The sequence below is a fragment of the Streptococcus oralis genome (assembly GCF_023110435.1).
Lineage (GTDB): Bacteria > Bacillota > Bacilli > Lactobacillales > Streptococcaceae > Streptococcus > Streptococcus oralis_CF.
Genome location: NZ_JALDWB010000003.1, coordinates 134,029 through 152,714, shown reverse-complemented (window position 1 = coordinate 152,714; position 18,686 = coordinate 134,029). Strand labels below are relative to the sequence as shown.

Sequence of the window (18,686 nt, the reverse complement as noted above, 5' to 3'; positions counted from 1 at the left end):
CCAACATCAAATGATGTTGGGTTATTTTTCTTCTTGATTTCGTTTGAGAGAAAAGTGGTCTGGGACAGGATCTTTACCTGTTTTCGACCAGGGGTGGCAACGTAAAATCCGAGCCAAGCCCATCAAAACACCCTTGAAACCATGTTTTTCAATAGCCTGAATCATGTAGTTGGAACAAGTAGGCTCAAAGCGACAAGAGGGTGGAAAGGCTGGTGAGATAAAACGTTGGTAAAAGCGTACAGGCGCTATTAAGATTCGTTTCATTATTTCTTGGTTACAGCCATGGTGTGTAGTTGGCTGATTTCTTTTTTATTAAGGCGACGGGATTCTCCCGGACGAAGACCTGTCAAGTCTAGGTGCCCAAAACGTGTCCGAGACAACTTATCCACTTGAAGACCGACAGCTTCAAACATTTTTTTAACCTGGTGGTTACGCCCTTCATGGATAGTCAACTGCACTACAGAGCGATTTTTAACTGGATCCACTTTGAGAATCTCATAGACAGCTGGCTTGGTTTTCTTGCCATCAATCTCAAGACCACGAGTCAAGGGGCGGAGATTATCCTTATTGGCCACACCTTTAACACGCGCGACATAAACCTTGTCAATCTCATTACGAGGGTGAATCATCTCGTCTGTAAAATCACCATCATTGGTCAAAATCAAAACACCTGATGTATCCCAGTCCAAACGTCCCACAGGGTAGATGCGCTCTTTGACATTGGGCAAGAGGTCGACAACAGTCTTGCGACCCTTGTCATCTGTCACACTGGAAATCACTCCACGTGGTTTATTGAGCAGATAGTAGACCTTTTCTTCATTGTAGATAGGTTGGCCTTCAACTTCAACCTTGTCGCTAGCCTTGATGGTCGTTGCGAGTTCACGTACCACTTGGCCGTTGACCGTCACCAAGCCTTGCTTGATCAACTCTTCTGCTTTTCTCCTACTGGCCACACCTGCGTGGGCAATATACTTATTGATTCTCATCTTCTTCTATCCTTTCACCAAATAATTGGCTTTCTTGTGCTTGAATTTCAAGCTCGTCAATCACAGGCAATTCTTCCAAATGGTTAATCCCCATATAATCTAGGAAATAATCCGTAGTTACATAGAGATTAGGGCGGCCCAACACTTCTTTTTTCCCGTCTTCCTTTATCAAGTCAAAAGCCTGCAACTTTGCCAAAGCCCCACTCGAATTGACCCCACGAATAGCATCAATTTCTATCCGCGTAATCGGCTGCTTGTAGGCAATGATGGACAAGGTCTCAAGGGCCGCCCGAGATAAACTCTGGTTGATGGGAGCTTTGGAATATTCCTTCAAAATCGCTGCAAATTGAGGCTTGGTGACCAATCTGTAAGCGCCACCTGTCTCGATCAGGGACAAGCTCGACTCTTGGTCTTTTTCATATTTCTGGGCTAATTTTTCTAAACTCTGTTGGATGCCTGTCGGTGGCAGAGAGAGGAGTTCAGCCAACTGACGGACCCGAATCCCATCTTCACCTGCTACAAACAAGAGCGCTTCTATTTCTGCTAAAGTACTCATCTTTCCTCTCTATCAAGTCTAGCTTTGTGCCTCTTGACTTTCTTCCTTCTTTTCCATGAGATAGATATCTCCGAAACTCTCCTCTTGCACGAGGATCAGTTCCTGAGTTTTGATTAACTCCAAGGTTGCCAAAAAGAGGGTAATGACCTCTTGGACATTCTGGGCTTCCTTGAACAAATCCTGTAAGCGCAACTGGTCTCGTCCAGTCAAGGACTCTTTTACGATGACCATCATGTCCTCAATCTTATACTCATCCCGCAAGATGGTCGTGTGGTTCCGAGCGAACTCCTCTTTTTTCTTGGCTAGGATATTTGAAAAAGCCAAAAAGAGGTCAATGGTCGTCTTGTCATGTACAAGTTCCGCATCTTCGTAAATCAACTCTGTCGGTGCTTTGGAATAGTACTGGGCCCGCTCTTGGTGCTTAGCCTCCAAGTGCTCACCCAAGAGCTTGAACTTACGGTATTCTTCGATTTGGGAGAGAAGGTCCTGCTCTAGGTCATCCTCTAAATCTGTCACTTCTGCCACCTTGGGAAGAAGTTTCCGGCTCTTGATCAGCATGAGCTGACTGGCCATGACCATATACTCACCCGTCACTTCCAGACGCATAGCCTGCAGGGTTGAGACATAGGCTAGATACTGTTCGATAACTTCTGTAATAGGCACATCGTAGATATCCATCTGGTACTTAGAAACCAAGTGCAAGAGTAAGTCCAGTGGCCCTTCAAAATCTTTTAATTTAATATCCATCATCTATATTTTTCTAAGGTCAGGACTGTTTTTAATCCTAATTTTTTTGCAATTTCGTACAAATCGACCTTCTTTTCTATCTGTCTTAGAATGAACTGTTCCCGTAGGGCTTGGGCTGATAGTTCTGGGAAACCTTTCTCCTTGACAAAGGACTCCAGCTGACGAAAGGCCCACTGACGAGAATAGGCTTTCCCTCCCCTTTCAAAGAGATAGGTCTGCCCCATCAAGGGTTCTAGCTCTGGAAGCAAGGGCGTGGGTATGGTGACAATCCTCTGTTGGGAAGCCTTGTTAATTCGCAACACCTGAAAATCCAGATTGATATCTGCAACCTTAAGGGCTAAAATCTCACTTGGCAAGAGCCCTATTTCCAAGATAAGAAGCGCCAGCAAGCGTCCTTCAGGATAATTACTTTCCTGCCAAAAAGAGTCTAAGTCTAGAATCTCTGGCTTTTCCGTCTTCTTTTCAGCTTGTTTGGCTAATTCCAAACGATAAAAACTGTCCACTTCACCTTTTTGATAGAGAAAGTAGAGAAATTGGTTGCAGGCCGAAAGTTTTCGCTTCTGGGCGCTGATTTTTAGATTGGCTAGCTGGGCTTGGTAAATCTTGAGACCGGTCTCAGAGATCCGCTCACCTACCATATCTAAAAATTGCTCCAGATCATACTTATAGGACTGCTTGGAATTGGCAGACAAACCCTGCTTTCCCTCTAAAAAGGCTGATATGCTCTCTCTCATTTGCATCGAATCTCATATTCCTTACTAAAGTCATGTAAAAGAGTATTAACGGCCTTGAGGATAGACTTGCGCGTGATGATTCCTTGGAAAATCCCTTCATCATCTACCACTGGCAAGAAGGGTTCATCCACCAGTTTATGGAGGACCTCTGTGATGTTATAATCTGGAGCGACAACTGCCACATCTGTCTTGGTCATATTGACGATATCTGTCGTTGCCATCTGTTCATCTGTCAAACCTTGCTCCATTTGATAAGCCAAAATGTCTCTCAGACCAATGGTTCCGACAAAGCGTTTGTCAAAGGTCACAACAGGGATACGGGTATAGGTGATTTGACTCAACACCAAAATCGCATGGTCGGCATTGTGGGTATCAATCAAGGCTGCTAGATTCTCAGCAGGGGTAAGAAAAGTCTCTTCCTGCTCTAGTAAAAATGCTTCAAATTCTTTGGCAATCATCGAGCAAACTCCTTGGACAAGCCTGGATAAACCTCATGATCACGTGTCAAAAAATCTACTTTAAAATAGCTGTCATCAATCTCCACACGGGCATAGAGGCATTCTCTGATAGTTCCTCGTGGTTGGCTGATGGAGCCTGGATTGAGAAAGAGCGTCTTTCCTTCCATCCAAGCATTGGGCACATGCAAGTGACCATAGAGACAGATGTCCGCTTCCTCTTCCTGAGCCCAGTAGTCCAACTTTTGAAAGTTGAAATTGATATCAAATAAGTGTCCGTGCGTCTGGATGATCTTGGTCGGACCAAGTTGGGTCACCAAACGTTCTGGGTAGCCAGCATAAAAGTCCATATTACCTTTGACGACATGGATGCCTTCCCAAAGCGGAGAGTCGGGACGGAGTTCAGAGTCACCATCGTGAAAAATGGCATCGACTTTACCCAGATAGCGATCACGGATTTCTTCCACAATCAAGCTATCGCCATGGGAATCACTCATTACAATGATGGTTTGCTTTGCCATGATGGAAATACCTCCAAAAGTTTCTTAACGGCTAAGGCGCGGTGAGATTGGCTATTTTTTTCTTCAAGGGTTAATTCAGCTGCTGACTTACCTGTCTCTCCTACAAGGAAGAGGGGATCATAACCAAAACCATTCTCCCCCTTGGGTTCAAAGTTGATATAACCTGGCCAGTCAGCTTCAACCACCAAGCTTTCCTTATTTGGACTGGCTACAACTAGGGTTGTGTGGAACTGGGCTGAGCGGTCCTTGAGTTCAAAGACCATGGCCAATTCGTGCAAGAGTTTGGCGTTATTTTCACGGTCAGTTGCTCCTACACCAGCGAATCGCGCTGACCAGACTCCTGGCAAACCACCGAGGACATCGACTTTGAGACCTGAGTCGTCTGCCAAAACCATCTTGCCTGTTAATTGGGAAATGGTTTCTGCCTTCAGGCGGGCATTTTCTTCAAAGGTCATGCCTGTTTCAGCTACTTCAGGCAGATCTGGATAGTCATTGAGATTTTCCACATCGTAGCCTAACTTGTCAAAGATAGCTCGGAATTCCTTGGTCTTGCCCTCGTTACGAGTCGCAATGAGCAGAGTTTCTCTAACCTTGCTAGTTTCAAAGAAGGCTTCTACATCGACTCCTTCTTTAGGCAATTCAACATGCAAAAGCTTTCCATCTTCAACCAAGAGCAGAGCTCCCTGACGTTGGATGACTTCTAGATTACGGCCTGCTTCTGCATTTAAAATCTCAACGATAAAGGAGAGCAGACGAAAGTTAGAAGACCAGCGCATCACCGTTATCGTAATCGGAAAGCCATTTTCTTCGTCACGAAAAATCCGCGCTAAATCCATAAAATCAAGCTCGAGAGGATCTTTGATAAGGCTATAGATACCTCCATAGACATCCCAGACACCGACATACCAGTCCTGGTCATCCTTGTATTCGTAAATTTTGTTTGTCATAAAGTTACATGCTCCACATGAATCTCTTTTTCCAGCCATTCTGCTCCAATCTGGGCAAAACTTTGGCTATTAGCTGTTGTGTAAAAACGATGTTGAAGAGGTCCCGCATCTCGGCTACGATTGATTTCAAAATAGTTAAGCAAAACCGAGATATCCCGTACACACTCTGCCCCACTATCGATGAGTTGAACCTTAGGTCCCATGACATTTTGGATGATAGGGCGAAGGAGTGGATAATGAGTACAACCTAAGATCAAGCTGTCCACTTTACCAACCAAGGGACGCAGAGTTTCATAGACCACTTTCTTAGTTACACTGGTTGATAAGGCACCAGACTCGACCAAGGGGGCAAACTTGGGACAGGCCAGACTTTCCACCTGTAAATCTGGATCCAAATCATGGATTTTTTGACGGTAGATATCTGATTGGACCGTCATGGGGGTTCCAATTACTCCGATTTTCCCACCTTGGCTGGACTTGATAGCTGCCGAAGCTCCTGGTAAAATCACACCTAGAACGGGGATGTCTAGTTTAGCCTTGATTTCTTCCCAGACGACCGCAGTCGCAGTATTACAAGCAATGACAATCATCTTGACATCCTTGGTCAAGAGAAAGTTGACCAACTGCCAAGTATATTCACGAATTTGCTCAGCAGGACGGGGACCATAGGGCGCCCGTGCCGAATCTCCAATATAGACGATTTCTTCATGGGGAAGCTGGCGCATGAGCTCACGAACAACGGTCAAGCCCCCGACACCCGAATCCAAAAAACCAATTGGTCGATTATCCATACAGTCTTCTTTCTAGTCTTTTTTCTGATTGATAGTTCATCATAATTACTCGTCCTGAACGAACTGACAGACAGCTTGATGGAATGTCAACTGCCTCTCTCTTAATCATAATCAAATATCAATAGAATGCAAGGAAAAAGTCTTATCCTTGAGAACTATTGAACATAGTGAGAAGTCTGGAACTTTCATCCCAGACTTTTCCTTATTTATTTTTTCTTTTTATTGTTAGCGAGGGCTGCTTTTTGTTGACGGATGATTTGGTGGTAAACTTGTTGCACCTTGGCTTCGCTTGGTTTTTGACCATTTGCGCTCAAGAGGGCACGAACAGCCTCAGCGTTCAAACGTGGGTTGTCCGCAAATTCTTTTTCGATTTGCTTACGAACCAAATACATACCTCCAAGAGCTCCTCCTAGAAAAGCTAGCACAATCAAGATAATTGCTAAAAGTAAATCCATTCTTTTTCTCCTGTTTCTTTTTGAGTCTTCTATTATTATACCACAAAGTGACTTTCCTGACTAGTTTGTTTTACGCTTTCAGGGATGGAGTTAAGCCAATTCTAAGCTAGTCTTACATTCAGAATGAACTATGAAATTACGAATAATCCCCTCTTTACTCTACTATTTTAAGAAAAAACAACAGCAAATATGTTTTTCACCGAAAATCTCTTGACAATTACTAGTTGACCGCTAGAATGAGAGGTAAATAGAAACAAAATAAGCGGACTTGTTTTACAAAATGTAAACGATTCCAAAAACAAAAGGAGATTTCTATGGACAAAAGATTTTGGGAGAAATCCTGTCGCTATAGCATCCGAAAACTGACGGTTGGGACTGCTTCTGTTTTGTTGGGAGCTGTTTTCCTATCTAGTCATACAGTCTCTGCTGATAGTATCGAGGTCAAACAAACTGAACAGACCTCAGTCGAAACTAGCACTAAACCTGATAGTGAACCCAGTATAGTTGAAGCTACTGAGGCTACAAAGCCACCTCTAGCTGAGAGTTCAGTTTCCGAAAGCAAGGCAACCGAGGAGACTAAGCCTACAAGTAGTCAAGCTAGTAAAGAAGCCATTGTAGAAGCTAAAGAAAATAAGGAGAATGAAAATACCGAGCTACCTGTGACAAAGCAAGAAAACTATCAACTCAACTATGATCAGCCAACAGCTCCCTCCTATGACGGATGGGAAAAGCAAGCTCTTCCTATCGGAAATGGAGAAATGGGAGCCAAGGTTTTCGGACTCATTGGGGAAGAGAGAATCCAGTACAACGAAAAGACCCTCTGGTCAGGAGGACCACAACCCGATAGCACCGACTATAACGGAGGAAACTACAAGGACCGCTACAAGGTCTTAGCAGAGATACGTAAAGCCCTCGAAGTTGGCGACCGCCAAAAAGCAAAACAGCTCGCTGAACAAAATCTAGTTGGACCAAACAACGCCCAGTATGGACGTTACCTAGCCTTTGGAGATATCTTTATGGTCTTTAATAACCAGAAGAAAGGACTAGATACTGTAACTGATTATCACCGTAATCTGGATATCACAGAAGCCACTACAACAACTTCTTACACCCAAGATGGGACGACCTTCAAACGCGAAACCTTCTCCAGCTATCCTGATGATGTCACTGTGACCCACCTGACCAAAAAAGGAAACAAGACACTTGACTTTACCCTTTGGAACAGCTTGACAGAAGACTTGCTTGCTAATGGCAACTACTCTTGGGAATATTCCAACTATAAGAACGGTCATGTCACTACAGATGCAAACGGAATCCTTCTAAAAGGAACTGTCAAAGATAACGGCCTCAAGTTTGCATCCTATCTAGGAATTAAAACGGACGGAAAGGTGACTGTTCAGGACGAAACTTTGACCGTTTCAGGCGCAAGTTATGCAACCCTCTATCTCAGTGCCAAGACTAACTTTGCTCAGAATCCAAAAACCAACTATCGAAAAGACATTGACCTCGAAAAAACAGTTAAAGGGATTGTCGAAGCAGCTAAGGCCAAAGACTACGAGACACTGAAAAAGGCCCATATCAAGGACTATCAAAGTCTCTTTAACCGCGTTAAACTAAACCTAGGTGGAAGCAAGACTGCTCAAACGACGAAAGAGGCCCTTCAAGGCTATAACCCAGAAAAAGGGCAAAAATTGGAAGAACTCTTCTTCCAATATGGCCGATATCTACTCATCAGTTCGTCTCGTGATCGGACAGATGCCCTTCCTGCCAACCTACAAGGAGTCTGGAATGCTGTAGACAATCCACCTTGGAACGCTGACTACCACCTCAATGTCAATTTGCAAATGAACTATTGGCCAGCCTATATGAGCAACCTTGCTGAAACTGCCAAGCCAATGATCAATTACATTGACGACATGCGTTACTATGGCCGTATCGCTGCCAAGGAATACGCTGGTATCGAATCCAAAGACGGACAAGAAAATGGTTGGCTGGTCCACACCCAGGCGACACCGTTTGGTTGGACTACTCCTGGTTGGAATTATTATTGGGGTTGGTCGCCAGCCGCTAATGCCTGGATGATGCAGAACGTCTATGACTACTATAAATTCACCAAGGATGAGACTTATCTCAAAGAAAAGATCTATCCTATGTTGAAGGAAACCGCTAAGTTCTGGAACTCCTTCTTGCACTATGACCAGGCCAGTGACCGTTGGGTGTCTTCTCCATCCTACTCGCCAGAACACGGTACCATCACCATCGGAAATACCTTTGACCAATCGCTAGTCTGGCAACTATTCCACGACTACATGGAAGTTGCCAACCATCTGAAAGTCGACCAAGACTTAGTCACAGAGGTCAAGGCTAAATTTGACAAACTCAAACCACTTCATATCAATAAAGAAGGACGTATCAAGGAATGGTACGAGGAGGACAGTCCACAATTCACCAATGAAGGGATTGAAAACAACCACCGTCACGTTTCCCATCTAGTTGGTCTCTTCCCAGGTACGCTCTTTAGCAAGGACCAAGCTGAATACCTAGAAGCTGCGCGTGCTACCTTGAACCACCGTGGAGATGGTGGTACTGGTTGGTCTAAGGCCAATAAAATCAACCTCTGGGCTCGTCTGCTGGACGGTAACCGTGCCCATCGCTTACTCGCTGAACAGCTCAAGTACTCAACTCTAGAAAACCTTTGGGATACGCACGCGCCTTTCCAAATCGACGGCAACTTTGGAGCAACCAGTGGGATAGCAGAAATGCTCCTTCAATCACACACTGGCTATATTGCACCATTGCCAGCCCTTCCAGATGCTTGGAAAGACGGTCAAGTTTCTGGCTTGATTGCCCGTGGGAACTTTGAAGTCAGCATGAAGTGGAAAGATAAGAACTTGCAAAGCTTGTCCTTCCTTTCAAATGTCGGTGGAGACCTGGTTGTAGATTATCCAAATATCGAAGCCAGTCAGATCAAGGTCAATGGCAAACCAGTCAAGGCAACTATCCTCAAAGATGGCCGCATCCAACTAGCAACACAAAAAGGTGACGTCATTACCTTTGAACACTTCCCTGGTCGTGTAACCAGTCTGACAGCAGTTCGACAAAATGGTGTCACTGCCGAACTTACCTTCAACCAAGTAGAAGGCGCTACCCACTATGTCATCCAAAGACAAGTGAAAGACGAGTCTGGCCAAGCCTCTGCAACCAGAGAATTTGTAACCAATCAAACCCACTTTATCGACCGATCACTAGATCCTCAACTCGCATACACCTATACGGTCAAAGCTATGCTGGGCGAAGTTTCTACACAAGTCTCTGAACAAGCAACTGTAGAAACCCCTAGTGAATTGATGGATGATCGAGACGGCCGTATCCAGTACGGAGCTGCCTTTGGAAACTGGGCAGACTCAGAATTATTCGGAGGAACAGAGAAGTTTGCTGATCTTTCACGAGGAAACTACACTGACAAAGATTTAACTGCTACCATCCCTTTCACTGGAGTTGGTATCGAAATCTATGGACTAAAATCGTCTGAACTCGGTATTGCCACTGTTAAAATAGATGGTAAAGAAGTTGGCGAACTTGATTTCCATACTGCTGGGGCAACTGAAAAAGGTAGCCTCATCGGTCGCTTTACAGGATTGTCAGACGGACCTCATACATTGACTCTTAGTGTTAAACGTGAACACAAAGGACGTGGTAGTGAGCGCTCGAAAATTTCATTAGATTATTTCAAAATCCTAGCAGGAACAGGTAACACGATTGAAAAAATGGATGATCGTGATTCACGCATCCAGTATGGTTCCCAGTTTAAGGACTGGTCTGACCCTGAACTCTACGGAGGTACCGAAAAATACGCTGACATCAACAACAGCGACTCTAGTGCAGCTTCAGAAGCTCAGGCAACTATTTCCTTTACAGGGACGGGCATTCGAATTTATGGCTTGAAGAGCCTGGCTCTTGGACGAGCACGTGTTACACTAGATGGCAAAGAAATGCCAAGTCTAGACTTCTACACTTCAGGTGCAACCGAAAAGAGAGCTTTTATTGGCGAATTTACAAACCTTACTGACGGTCCGCACACCCTGACATTACAAGTTGACCCAGATTCGCCAGAAGGTCGCAAGAAAATCTCTCTGGACTCTTTTGACATCATCAAAGCCCCAGCTGTTGGTTTAGATAGCCCTAGCATCGCGCCTCTTAAGGAAAATGACAAAACCATTTCCTTAAGCCTACCAGCTGGAGATTGGGAAGCCATCGCAGTGACCTTCCCAGGTGTCAAAGATCCTCTAGTCTTGCGTAAGGTGGATGAAACACATCTGGTTACAAGTGGGGATCAGACCGTGCTATCAGTCCAAGACAATCAAGTTCAAATCCCAATCCCTGAGGCTACTGATCGACAAACTGGAAATGCCATCGAAGCTTATGCCATTCAAGGAAATACCACCAGCAGCCCTGTCGTAGCTATCTTTACTAAAAAGGATGAGAAAAAGGTTGACGAGAAGCAGCCAACTACAAGCAAGGGAGAGGAACCAGCTCCTACTGTTGAAAAACCTGAGTACACTGAGCCTATCGGAACCGCAGGGCAAGAAGAGCCACCTACTGTTGAAATTCCAGAATATACCAAACCTATCGGTACTGCAGGAGAACAAGAAGCTCCTATAGTAGAAATTCCGAAATACACCGATCCTATTGGAACCGCAGGTCAAGAAGAGCCGCCTACAGTTGAAAAACCTGAATACACCGATCCTATCGGAACTACTGGTCAAGAAGAAGCTCCTACTGTAGAAAAACCTGAGTACACTGGCCCTATCGAAACTAGTGGAGATCAGGCTGCTCCAACCCTCACCCGACCTGAGTATCAGTTGCGCACCTTGAAAGATAAAAAGACAGGGGTCGAAATCATCGGTGGGGCTACCGACTTAGAAGGAATCTCTCACATCTCTAACCGACGCGTCCTAGCTCAAGAACTCTTTGGCAAGACCTATGATGCTTACGACCTACAGCTTAAAAATCCAACCGACCATAGCTTGCAGCCAAAAGGCTCTGTCTTGGTTCGCTTACCCATTTCAGCAAGTGTAGAAAATGTCTACTATCTCACTCCAACCAAGGAGTTGCAAGCCCTTGATTTCACCGTTCGAGAAGGAATGGCAGAATTCATCACTAGTCATTTCAGTACTTATGCTGTCGTCTATCAAGCTGCTGGAACAACCCCTAGTGCAGAGGAAAAACCAAGTGCTTCAGATGCAGAAACCTTAGCAAATGAGGCTGAACAACTTTCAGCTAGTCCTAGCCTTGCTAAAGCTGGAAATCATTCTCCTAAAGAACAACTTCCAGCAACAGGAGAAACGTCCAATCCACTCCTCTTCTTAGCAGGCCTTAGCCTAGCCCTCACAGCCACTTTTATGTTAAAAGGAAGAACGGATGAATCCAACTAACTTTTAACATAAGAAAAACAGGATGAAGAACAACTTCATCCTGTTTTATTTTGTAATCAGAAATTATTTTTACAGTAGGTATAAAAAGACTAAGGTCAAGAGACTTGCTAGAAGCCCAACTCCCCAAAAGAAGAAGTCAACCTTCCACTCGCTCCAAGGATTGCCCTTGCCTGAGAATCCTCCAAGCTCAAAATGGTGATGCACAGGTGTCATACGGAAGATACGCTTCCCACCACTAAGTTTGAAGTAGGTAACCTGCATCATAACAGAGCTTGTCTCAAAGACATAGATAATCCCAATCAGCAAAAGGGTCCATTCTTGGTGGAGGGCCATAGAGATTGCTGCCAACATCCCACCTAGAGCCAAACTTCCCACATCTCCCATGAAGACCTTGGCAGGCTTGTGGTTAAAGACGAAGAAACCTAGCAAACCACCAATCATGGCAAGAATCACAAGAAGGATATCCAGTTGATTTTGCATATAAGCAATCACACCGTAGGCCGATAAGCTAATCACTACGGAAATACTTGCTAAGCCGTCGATCCCGTCCGTCAGATTCACCGCATTTGAAAAGCCAACTAGCCAGAAAAGGGCAAAGAAAATATAGAAAATACCTAGATGGATCTGGTAGCCAAAAACTGAAAGCATATCGCCACCACGCTCATAAAAAAGGTAGAAGATCACTCCTCCAAGGAGCTGGAGAGCAAGCTTTTGCTTAGGATTCAAGCCTTCGTTGATCTTACGAAAGACCTTAAGGAAATCATCCAAAAAACCTACCAAACCATACAAAACCAAGATAAACAAAATCATGCCTACATTGTTGGTCAATTGTTGGGTAAAGAGAGCAACAAGAAAGCTCACAACTACTGCAACGATAAGGAAGACAAGACCTCCCATGGTTGGAGTCCCAGCTTTAGCTTGGTGTTGTTTGACATCCTCGTGCATCTGCTGACCCGTAATCTGTGCTTTTCGATAAAATCGGATAAAGGCTGGAATGCCAATCAAGGTCAATAGAAAGGCCAGAATTCCAGCACTAATGGAACTACTCATCTTAATCTCCTAAAGTTACTTTCATTTTTTTAAGGTCTTTGAGGGCAGTATTGGCTCGGACACTTTGTTTCTTGACTGTCTTACCGCTACCTTCCCACTCGACTTCTATATTGAGCCATTTGGCCAATGTTTGCACATTTTCATCTGTCCAGCCATACATATCAGGCATTTCTTCGACCTTATCAGAAAGGATCAAGATCTGCTGATTGGCTTCCAAATTATCTCCTTCAGAAACCGAGAGATCCTTAATCTTGGTTCCTGTTCCGATAACGATTGGTTGAACAAGGTTACGTCGTAATTCCTCTGCTAAATCACCCGGCGTGTAATCCTTAGTTGCAGGCATTGCATAACTTGTAGTCTTACTATACTGCTCTAAATTCTTAGCAGTCGACTGAAGATTAAGCGATTCTTTCATGGCAGAAGCTCGCTCAAGGATCGGATTGGCAAACTCCCCAAGCTGAATACCTGAATAATGCTCTGGCTGCTGCACCGTCACATAGAGGATAAAGTCAGGATTTTCTGCAGGATGCATCGACACAACAGAGAAGATATAGTTGGTTTTACCTGTCAGGTAACCCCCATTTTTCTCATCTGCAATCTGCGCCGTCCCTGATTTTAGAGCAACATTCTGACCTGGAATATTCACAATTGCCTTGCCTGTACTATGATTGTACATAGTTCCATAAACAGGGTCCGTACCTACCATGACCATGTGGTCTCGCGTTGACGATGCCGCCGCTTTTGATACAGGATTTCCGACGATTTCCTTTTGAGACTTACGGACAGACTGATCATTTGGGTCATAGAGCGCGCTGATAAATTTCGGCTGCAACATAACCCCATCATTGGCGATGGCTGTAAAGGCACGAAGCATCTGGATCTGGGTGACAGATATCCCTTGTCCAAATGAACTCATGGCAATATTGACAATATTATCAGCAGGTAATTGACCTGTGTACTCGTCGGTCAAACCAAAACGGGTCGGTACCCCAAACTTAAAGCGGTTAAGGTAGTCCAGCCAGGTTGCATCCCCCATCTTTTGCTCGAGCAAGGTCATCCCAATATTACTTGAGTGGGCAAAACCTTGAGAGAAGGTCATGGTGCCACCACTAGTCAACCCTTCATTGACGTCCCAGTCTCGAATGGTCGCATCAGCTATTTTCAATTCACTACTGTTAAAGTATTCACCACCAGGGAAGGTGTTGTTATCAATGGCTGAAGCCAACATCATCACTTTCATGGTTGATCCTGGCTCGTAGTTACTTTGATAGAGGATATCACGCCAGACAAAGTCTTTCGTAATACCATCCTTGGTATCGGCATTGAAGGTCGGCCGTTGGGTTGTAGCCAGGATTTCCCCTGTCTTAGCGCTGACCAAGGTAGCCGTCATATACTTGCCTTTTACCTTTTCCTGGAAAGCATCCATCTGAGTTTCCATAAAGGATTGCAAAGGACTAGAAAGGGTTGTGTAAACATCCTTTCCGTCTACCGTTTGTTGGGAAGCCTGCTCAGTTCCTGGAACAATATTTCCCAGACGATCCTTCTCATAGGTGATAATCCCATCTGTACCTGCAAGAATGCTATTTAAGGAGCTTTCCATACCTGACGTCCCTATCAAACGTTTGGTTCCATCCTCATTTTCATGAAGTTGCGCTAAACCGATAAAGGAAGAAGCAAACTGTCCATTGGGATAACTGCGATTAGGACTGGTTGTAAAGTCAACCCCCTCAACGCCAGCTGTTTTAAGGTCATTTTTAATAGCCATCATATTGGCATAGGTGATCCCATTTCCCTTGGTACCAAAAGACACCTGTTTTAGATCTGGCTGAGAAAGTTGTTCTTTGACATAAGACTCCTCCATATCGAGGTATTTATGGAAAATTTCAGCTACCTTATTAAATTGAGAATCTTCTACATAGAGGATTTTACCTGTTGCTGACTTGTAGTTCTTGTCAATAACGGCATATATATTATAAGAAGTCGCATCCTCTGCAATAGGTGTTCCATTTCGATCATAAATGGTTCCCCGTTTGGCTGGGATGGTCTTGGTTGTTTGGTGAACTTTTTTGGCCTCTTGGACCAAGTCCTTGCCAAATTTTTTACCCGTTCCGATAATAACCGCAAAGTTCACCAAAAAGACAGCGAAGAGTACGACAGCCAGTAAACTCAGGCTTTTTCCTACTCTTCGGCGGTTTTCTTCTGGAGATTTGCGATTACGAACGGCATAACGGATGATTTTTTCTTTCCACTGTTTCATATCTTACTCCGCCGCTCGGATATTTTCATTATTCAGCTGCAAATCCTTAGAGTTTGCAATTTCTTTCAAACGTTCTGAACGAATCAATTCATTGACCTCTTGCTTGGCATCGTCGAGCTCTGTTTTCTTTTCTTCGATTTGAGCATTGACCTTGGTCAATTCATTCTGAACTTGTAATAGCTTGGTCTGCATAAACACAACGCTAATTGCCAGGATAATCATTGTTGCAGCAATCGAAACATAGAAGGCCTTTTCCACACGTGAAAAACCTTTAAACTTCGTTTGCAATAACTGGCTTGTTTTTTCGATTCTTTCTGCCATGTTTTTCCTCTTACTTGTGAATTTTTCTGGCCACGCGCAACTTGGCTGAATGCGAACGGTTGTTGGCCTCTAGCTCTTCGGCACTTGGCAAGATTGGCTTACGGGATACCAATTCCATCTTAGGCTTAAGATCATCTGGAATGAAGGGCAAGCCTTTGGGAACTTCCACTGTTGAAGCTTCTTTGAATAATTGCTTGGTCAAACGATCTTCCAACGAATGGAAGGTAATGACCGAGATTCTCCCATCCAAAGCCAGCATGTCCATGGCCTGCTGGATAGATTCATCTGCAGCGCCCAGCTCATCATTAACTTCGATTCGGATAGCCTGGAAAATCTGCTTGGCAGGGTGCCCCTTTTTCTTGAGTTCCTTGGCAGGCTTGGCTGACTTGATAATCTCTGCCAACTCAGTTGTTGTCTCAATTGGTTTCACCTCACGCGCTTGCTCAATCTTACGGGCAATCTGTTTAGAGAATTTATCCTCACCATACTTGAAAAAGATCCGAACCAAGTCATGATAGTCATAATGATTGACCACTTCATAGGCTGTCAGACTAGCTTCCTGATTCATCCGCATGTCCAGTGGCGCATCTTTTTTATAAGAAAAGCCACGCTCACGCTGATCCAGCTGAGGACTGGACACTCCCAAGTCATAACAAATTCCATCAATTTCCTGGACACCAGCCTCCTGCAAACGTGCCTGCAAATGACGGAAGTTTTCCTTGATAAAGGTTACCATCCCCTTTTCGATATAGGGTGCCAACCGTTTTTGCGCATTGTCAATGGCATTCTGGTCCTGGTCAAAGGCATAGAGATGGCCTTTTTCACTTAATTTACTTAATAAATATTCGCTATGGCCCGCTCCGCCCAAAGTCGCATCAACGTAGATACCGTCAGGTTTTACGTCAAGCATATCAATCGTTTCATGAAGCAAGACCGTTACATGATGAAATTCTTTTGTCATATCCCATCTATTTTACCACAAATCTGACCAGCTTGCACTTGTCAGACAAGGCTAAGTCTCTTCGAAAAAAATTCTCCAAAAAATGTCATATATACTTGACATATCATCTCCAAAAGAATATAATATAGTCAAATATATGCGACATATCAAAAAGGAGACCCTATGAATCGTGTCAAAGAATTCCGCAAGGAATTGGGCATTTCCCAGCTCGAGCTCGCCAAAGATATCGGTGTCTCGAGACAGACCATCAACATGATTGAAAATGACAAGTACAATCCAACTCTGGAACTCTGTCTCAATCTCGCCCGTAGCCTCCAAACTGACCTCAATAGTCTCTTTTGGGAGGATAATTTTTAAAAAAGGAGCCAACTCATGAAAAAAGAAACCTTCACTGAAAAACTCATCAAACGCACTTACGGTATTTCTGATCCACTTGACGAATACAAACGACGCGAGGCTGATCGTATCGGCAATCAAGTCTTTATCTTCCTCTTTTATCTGATGATTTTTGGCAATCTTATTCCACTCGTTCTGGCCTATAAGTATCCTCAACTAGTGGCTCTAGTCTATCCTCCTCTGATTTTAGTAATCGCCCTCATCGTTGCTGGATATCTCACCTACCAAATGCAAAAAACAGGGATTACAACTATTGAACCAGATATGCTGAGTGAGAAAGAAAGTAAGCAACTACACTACCCAGGTCTTAAAGCGGGTGTGTTCTTTGGCCTATGGATGTTTTTTATAACTCCTCTTCTCCATATACTTATAGGTGAAGGTCAGGACTATTTTCATTCTCTTCTCACTATAAGAAATGCTTTAACGAGTATTCTCGGTTCTATCTTCTTCGGAGTGAGCATACAGTTTCTCATCTCCCGTCGCATTCGAAAAGCAAAGAAAGACCAAGAAGACGACTAGGAGGTATCTTATGAAATCACTAGCGAGACTGCTGATCAGTCATGTTTTTATCAGTATCTTTATTACCCTTTTCCTACTTTCTGGACATATTGAGCATCCTTTCTTGATTATCTTTCTTTTATTCCTTCCTGTATTGAACAAAGGACAGAGATTCCAGAAAATCCAATCAAAAAAAATACGTCTTCTAAACGCATCTCTCTGTTTTATCCTCGTATGCTTACCACAACTCTTAACGAATTCTATGGATTGGAGACATCTCGTATGTCTAACCATTTGCATCATTTTTAGTTTAATCTACTGCTATACTCTCTATCAACTCTTTAGAGAAGCCAATACAAAATAATGTTTTAAGAGGTCACTTCTATGAAAAAAGAAGACTTAACAACTCGCTTACTTCGAAATCTCTTTCATATACAAGGGCCTTTTGACGAATGCCGTCAAGAGGTTATCTACAAGGCTTGCGCTCGAGCCTTGATTCAAATCGTTTACTCCTCCCTCCTACTCTTCTTGTTTTATATTCTATTTGGACGCTTCATAGAATTGGTTCGAGATGTTATGCCCTATCTCTATTTTGGTCTTATCTTCATCCTCTCATCTAGGGTGAGACTAGCAGTTCGAGACTTACATTTGGACAAGGACGACCAGTCCGAGATTCATCACAAAAGCTACAGCAAAAGCCAAATCAAAGTTCGTAGTTGGGGTGTATTCATCAGTATTCCAATTGGCTTGTTTGTCTTATCAGCCTTTCACAAACTCTTTGTTCAGCATCTTCCCCTCGATATCTTTTGGGACAATCTCTCCCAGTTCGATAAAATACTCCCTTTACTAGTCTTGGGTTTGGGAATTGGTGCCATCTTTGGAACCATGACCTACGCCTTTTTATCAGAACACGAGATGAAACACTCTGAATCAGTAATGCATAAGGAGAATATAGAAAAATGACAAGTGTATATGATTTTTCCGTTTTGAACCAAAACAACCAAGTAACTCCCTTGGATGTCTATCGTGGCAACGTTCTCTTGATTGTCAACACTGCCACTGGATGCGGTTTAACACCCCAGTACCAAGGGCTCCAAGAGCTCTATGAACGCTATCACGATCATGGCTTTGAAATCTTAGATTTCCCTTGCAATCAGTTTATGGGGCAAGCACCCGGCAGCGCAGAGGAAATCAATAGCTTCTGTAGCCTATACTACCAGACAACTTTCCCTCGCTTTGCCAAGGTCAAGGTCAACGGCAAGGAAGCAGATCCTCTTTATGTTTGGCTAAAAGATCAGAAATCTGGTCCGCTAGGAAAACGAATCGAATGGAATTTTGCTAAGTTTCTCATTGACCGAGATGGGCAAGTCCTTGAGCGCTTCTCTTCCAAAACAGACCCCAAAACCATCCAAGAGTTTCTCCAAAAAATACTCTAATTTCTTTTTAAAACGTATCCTTTCATTTAGTTTGAGCCTTGAAAGGATGCGTTTTTTCTTTAAAAAGTAACTTATTTTCTTTAATTTATATTTATTTTTTTCTTTTTTGCTATTGCAATTCTTTTATTAATTTAGTATAT

Annotated in this window: 20 protein-coding genes; 6 read left to right on the top strand and 14 right to left on the bottom strand. The window is 43.7% G+C overall.

The features are described 5' to 3' along the window. Nucleotides 1–21: 21 nt before the first annotated feature. The 10 genes from yidD to M1F97_RS06025 all read right to left on the bottom strand — a co-directional run bounded on the left by yidD (nucleotide 22) and on the right by M1F97_RS06025 (nucleotide 6,192). The gene (gene yidD, locus M1F97_RS06070; RefSeq protein WP_000821624.1) at nucleotides 22–264 is read right to left on the bottom strand and encodes a membrane protein insertion efficiency factor YidD; all 243 of its coding nucleotides are present in this window, start codon (nucleotides 262–264) and stop codon (nucleotides 22–24) included. Further along, nucleotides 264–986 carry a pseudouridine synthase gene (locus tag M1F97_RS06065; protein WP_247944528.1) on the bottom strand — a complete coding sequence of 241 codons (723 nt, stop codon included), beginning with the start codon at nucleotides 984–986 and terminating at the stop codon, nucleotides 264–266. Before M1F97_RS06065 ends, yidD begins: the two co-directional genes overlap by 1 nt. Next, complete coding sequence (gene scpB, locus M1F97_RS06060; protein ID WP_000105287.1) at nucleotides 973–1,542, bottom strand: SMC-Scp complex subunit ScpB; 570 nt, start codon at nucleotides 1,540–1,542, stop codon at nucleotides 973–975. Before scpB ends, M1F97_RS06065 begins: the two co-directional genes overlap by 14 nt. A gap of 18 nt (nucleotides 1,543–1,560) precedes the next feature. Then, nucleotides 1,561–2,289 (bottom strand): segregation/condensation protein A, encoded by a 729-nt coding sequence (locus M1F97_RS06055; protein ID WP_247944527.1) that lies wholly within the window; start codon nucleotides 2,287–2,289, stop codon nucleotides 1,561–1,563. Beyond that, on the bottom strand, nucleotides 2,289–3,023 hold the full coding sequence (gene xerD / locus M1F97_RS06050; RefSeq protein WP_282185504.1) for a site-specific tyrosine recombinase XerD: 735 nt from the start codon (nucleotides 3,021–3,023) through the stop codon (nucleotides 2,289–2,291). The genes M1F97_RS06055 and xerD overlap by 1 nt, the downstream gene beginning before the upstream one ends. Further along, on the bottom strand, nucleotides 3,020–3,481 hold the full coding sequence (cbpB, locus tag M1F97_RS06045) for a cyclic-di-AMP-binding protein CbpB (RefSeq protein WP_247944525.1): 462 nt from the start codon (nucleotides 3,479–3,481) through the stop codon (nucleotides 3,020–3,022). The genes xerD and cbpB overlap by 4 nt, the downstream gene beginning before the upstream one ends. Next, nucleotides 3,478–3,999 carry a metallophosphoesterase gene (locus tag M1F97_RS06040; RefSeq protein WP_001118944.1) on the bottom strand — a complete coding sequence of 174 codons (522 nt, stop codon included), beginning with the start codon at nucleotides 3,997–3,999 and terminating at the stop codon, nucleotides 3,478–3,480. Before M1F97_RS06040 ends, cbpB begins: the two co-directional genes overlap by 4 nt. Then, complete coding sequence (locus M1F97_RS06035; RefSeq protein WP_045593476.1) at nucleotides 3,975–4,946, bottom strand: nucleoside-triphosphate diphosphatase; 972 nt, start codon at nucleotides 4,944–4,946, stop codon at nucleotides 3,975–3,977. Before M1F97_RS06035 ends, M1F97_RS06040 begins: the two co-directional genes overlap by 25 nt. Further along, a complete protein-coding gene (gene racE / locus M1F97_RS06030; protein WP_007522320.1) occupies nucleotides 4,943–5,737 on the bottom strand; it encodes a glutamate racemase in 795 nt (264 codons plus the stop codon). The genes M1F97_RS06035 and racE overlap by 4 nt, the downstream gene beginning before the upstream one ends. Nucleotides 5,738–5,943: 206 nt before the next feature. Next, entirely contained in the window at nucleotides 5,944–6,192 is a 249-nt protein-coding gene (locus M1F97_RS06025) for a YneF family protein (RefSeq protein ID WP_000364981.1), read from the bottom strand. Nucleotides 6,193–6,506: 314 nt separating this feature from the next. On the opposite strand from M1F97_RS06025, the gene M1F97_RS06020 reads away from it, so the two are divergent. Then, entirely contained in the window at nucleotides 6,507–11,627 is a 5,121-nt protein-coding gene (locus tag M1F97_RS06020; protein ID WP_247944524.1) for an SIALI-17 repeat-containing surface protein, read from the top strand. 69 nt (nucleotides 11,628–11,696) lie between these two features. Here M1F97_RS06020 and mraY read toward each other — a convergent pair whose 3' ends face one another. The 4 genes from mraY to rsmH are packed head-to-tail and all read right to left on the bottom strand — an operon-like array spanning nucleotide 11,697 to nucleotide 16,216. Continuing rightward, nucleotides 11,697–12,677 (bottom strand): phospho-N-acetylmuramoyl-pentapeptide-transferase, encoded by a 981-nt coding sequence (gene mraY, locus M1F97_RS06015; RefSeq protein WP_247944523.1) that lies wholly within the window; start codon nucleotides 12,675–12,677, stop codon nucleotides 11,697–11,699. A gap of 1 nt (nucleotide 12,678) precedes the next feature. Continuing rightward, the gene (gene pbp2X / locus M1F97_RS06010; RefSeq protein ID WP_247944522.1) at nucleotides 12,679–14,934 is read right to left on the bottom strand and encodes a penicillin-binding protein PBP2X; all 2,256 of its coding nucleotides are present in this window, start codon (nucleotides 14,932–14,934) and stop codon (nucleotides 12,679–12,681) included. A 3-nt stretch (nucleotides 14,935–14,937) separates the two neighbouring features. After that, a complete protein-coding gene (gene ftsL / locus M1F97_RS06005; RefSeq protein ID WP_000840795.1) occupies nucleotides 14,938–15,255 on the bottom strand; it encodes a cell division protein FtsL in 318 nt (105 codons plus the stop codon). A gap of 10 nt (nucleotides 15,256–15,265) precedes the next feature. Beyond that, complete coding sequence (gene rsmH / locus M1F97_RS06000; protein WP_247944521.1) at nucleotides 15,266–16,216, bottom strand: 16S rRNA (cytosine(1402)-N(4))-methyltransferase RsmH; 951 nt, start codon at nucleotides 16,214–16,216, stop codon at nucleotides 15,266–15,268. A gap of 162 nt (nucleotides 16,217–16,378) precedes the next feature. On the opposite strand from rsmH, the gene M1F97_RS05995 reads away from it, so the two are divergent. Genes M1F97_RS05995 through M1F97_RS05975 form a run of 5 tightly spaced genes read left to right on the top strand, consistent with a single transcriptional unit; the run spans nucleotide 16,379 to nucleotide 18,546 of the window. Continuing rightward, a complete protein-coding gene (locus tag M1F97_RS05995; RefSeq protein ID WP_001082471.1) occupies nucleotides 16,379–16,573 on the top strand; it encodes a helix-turn-helix transcriptional regulator in 195 nt (64 codons plus the stop codon). 15 nt (nucleotides 16,574–16,588) lie between these two features. Then, on the top strand, nucleotides 16,589–17,131 hold the full coding sequence (locus M1F97_RS05990) for a DUF3278 domain-containing protein (protein ID WP_247944520.1): 543 nt from the start codon (nucleotides 16,589–16,591) through the stop codon (nucleotides 17,129–17,131). Nucleotides 17,132–17,141: 10 nt separating this feature from the next. Continuing rightward, nucleotides 17,142–17,474, top strand: a complete 333-nt coding sequence (locus tag M1F97_RS05985) for a hypothetical protein (protein ID WP_247944519.1) — start codon at nucleotides 17,142–17,144, stop codon at nucleotides 17,472–17,474. A 20-nt stretch (nucleotides 17,475–17,494) separates the two neighbouring features. After that, nucleotides 17,495–18,073, top strand: a complete 579-nt coding sequence (locus tag M1F97_RS05980) for a DUF3278 domain-containing protein (RefSeq protein WP_247944518.1) — start codon at nucleotides 17,495–17,497, stop codon at nucleotides 18,071–18,073. After that, complete coding sequence (locus M1F97_RS05975) at nucleotides 18,070–18,546, top strand: glutathione peroxidase (protein WP_247944517.1); 477 nt, start codon at nucleotides 18,070–18,072, stop codon at nucleotides 18,544–18,546. Before M1F97_RS05980 ends, M1F97_RS05975 begins: the two co-directional genes overlap by 4 nt. Nucleotides 18,547–18,686 lie beyond the last annotated feature (140 nt).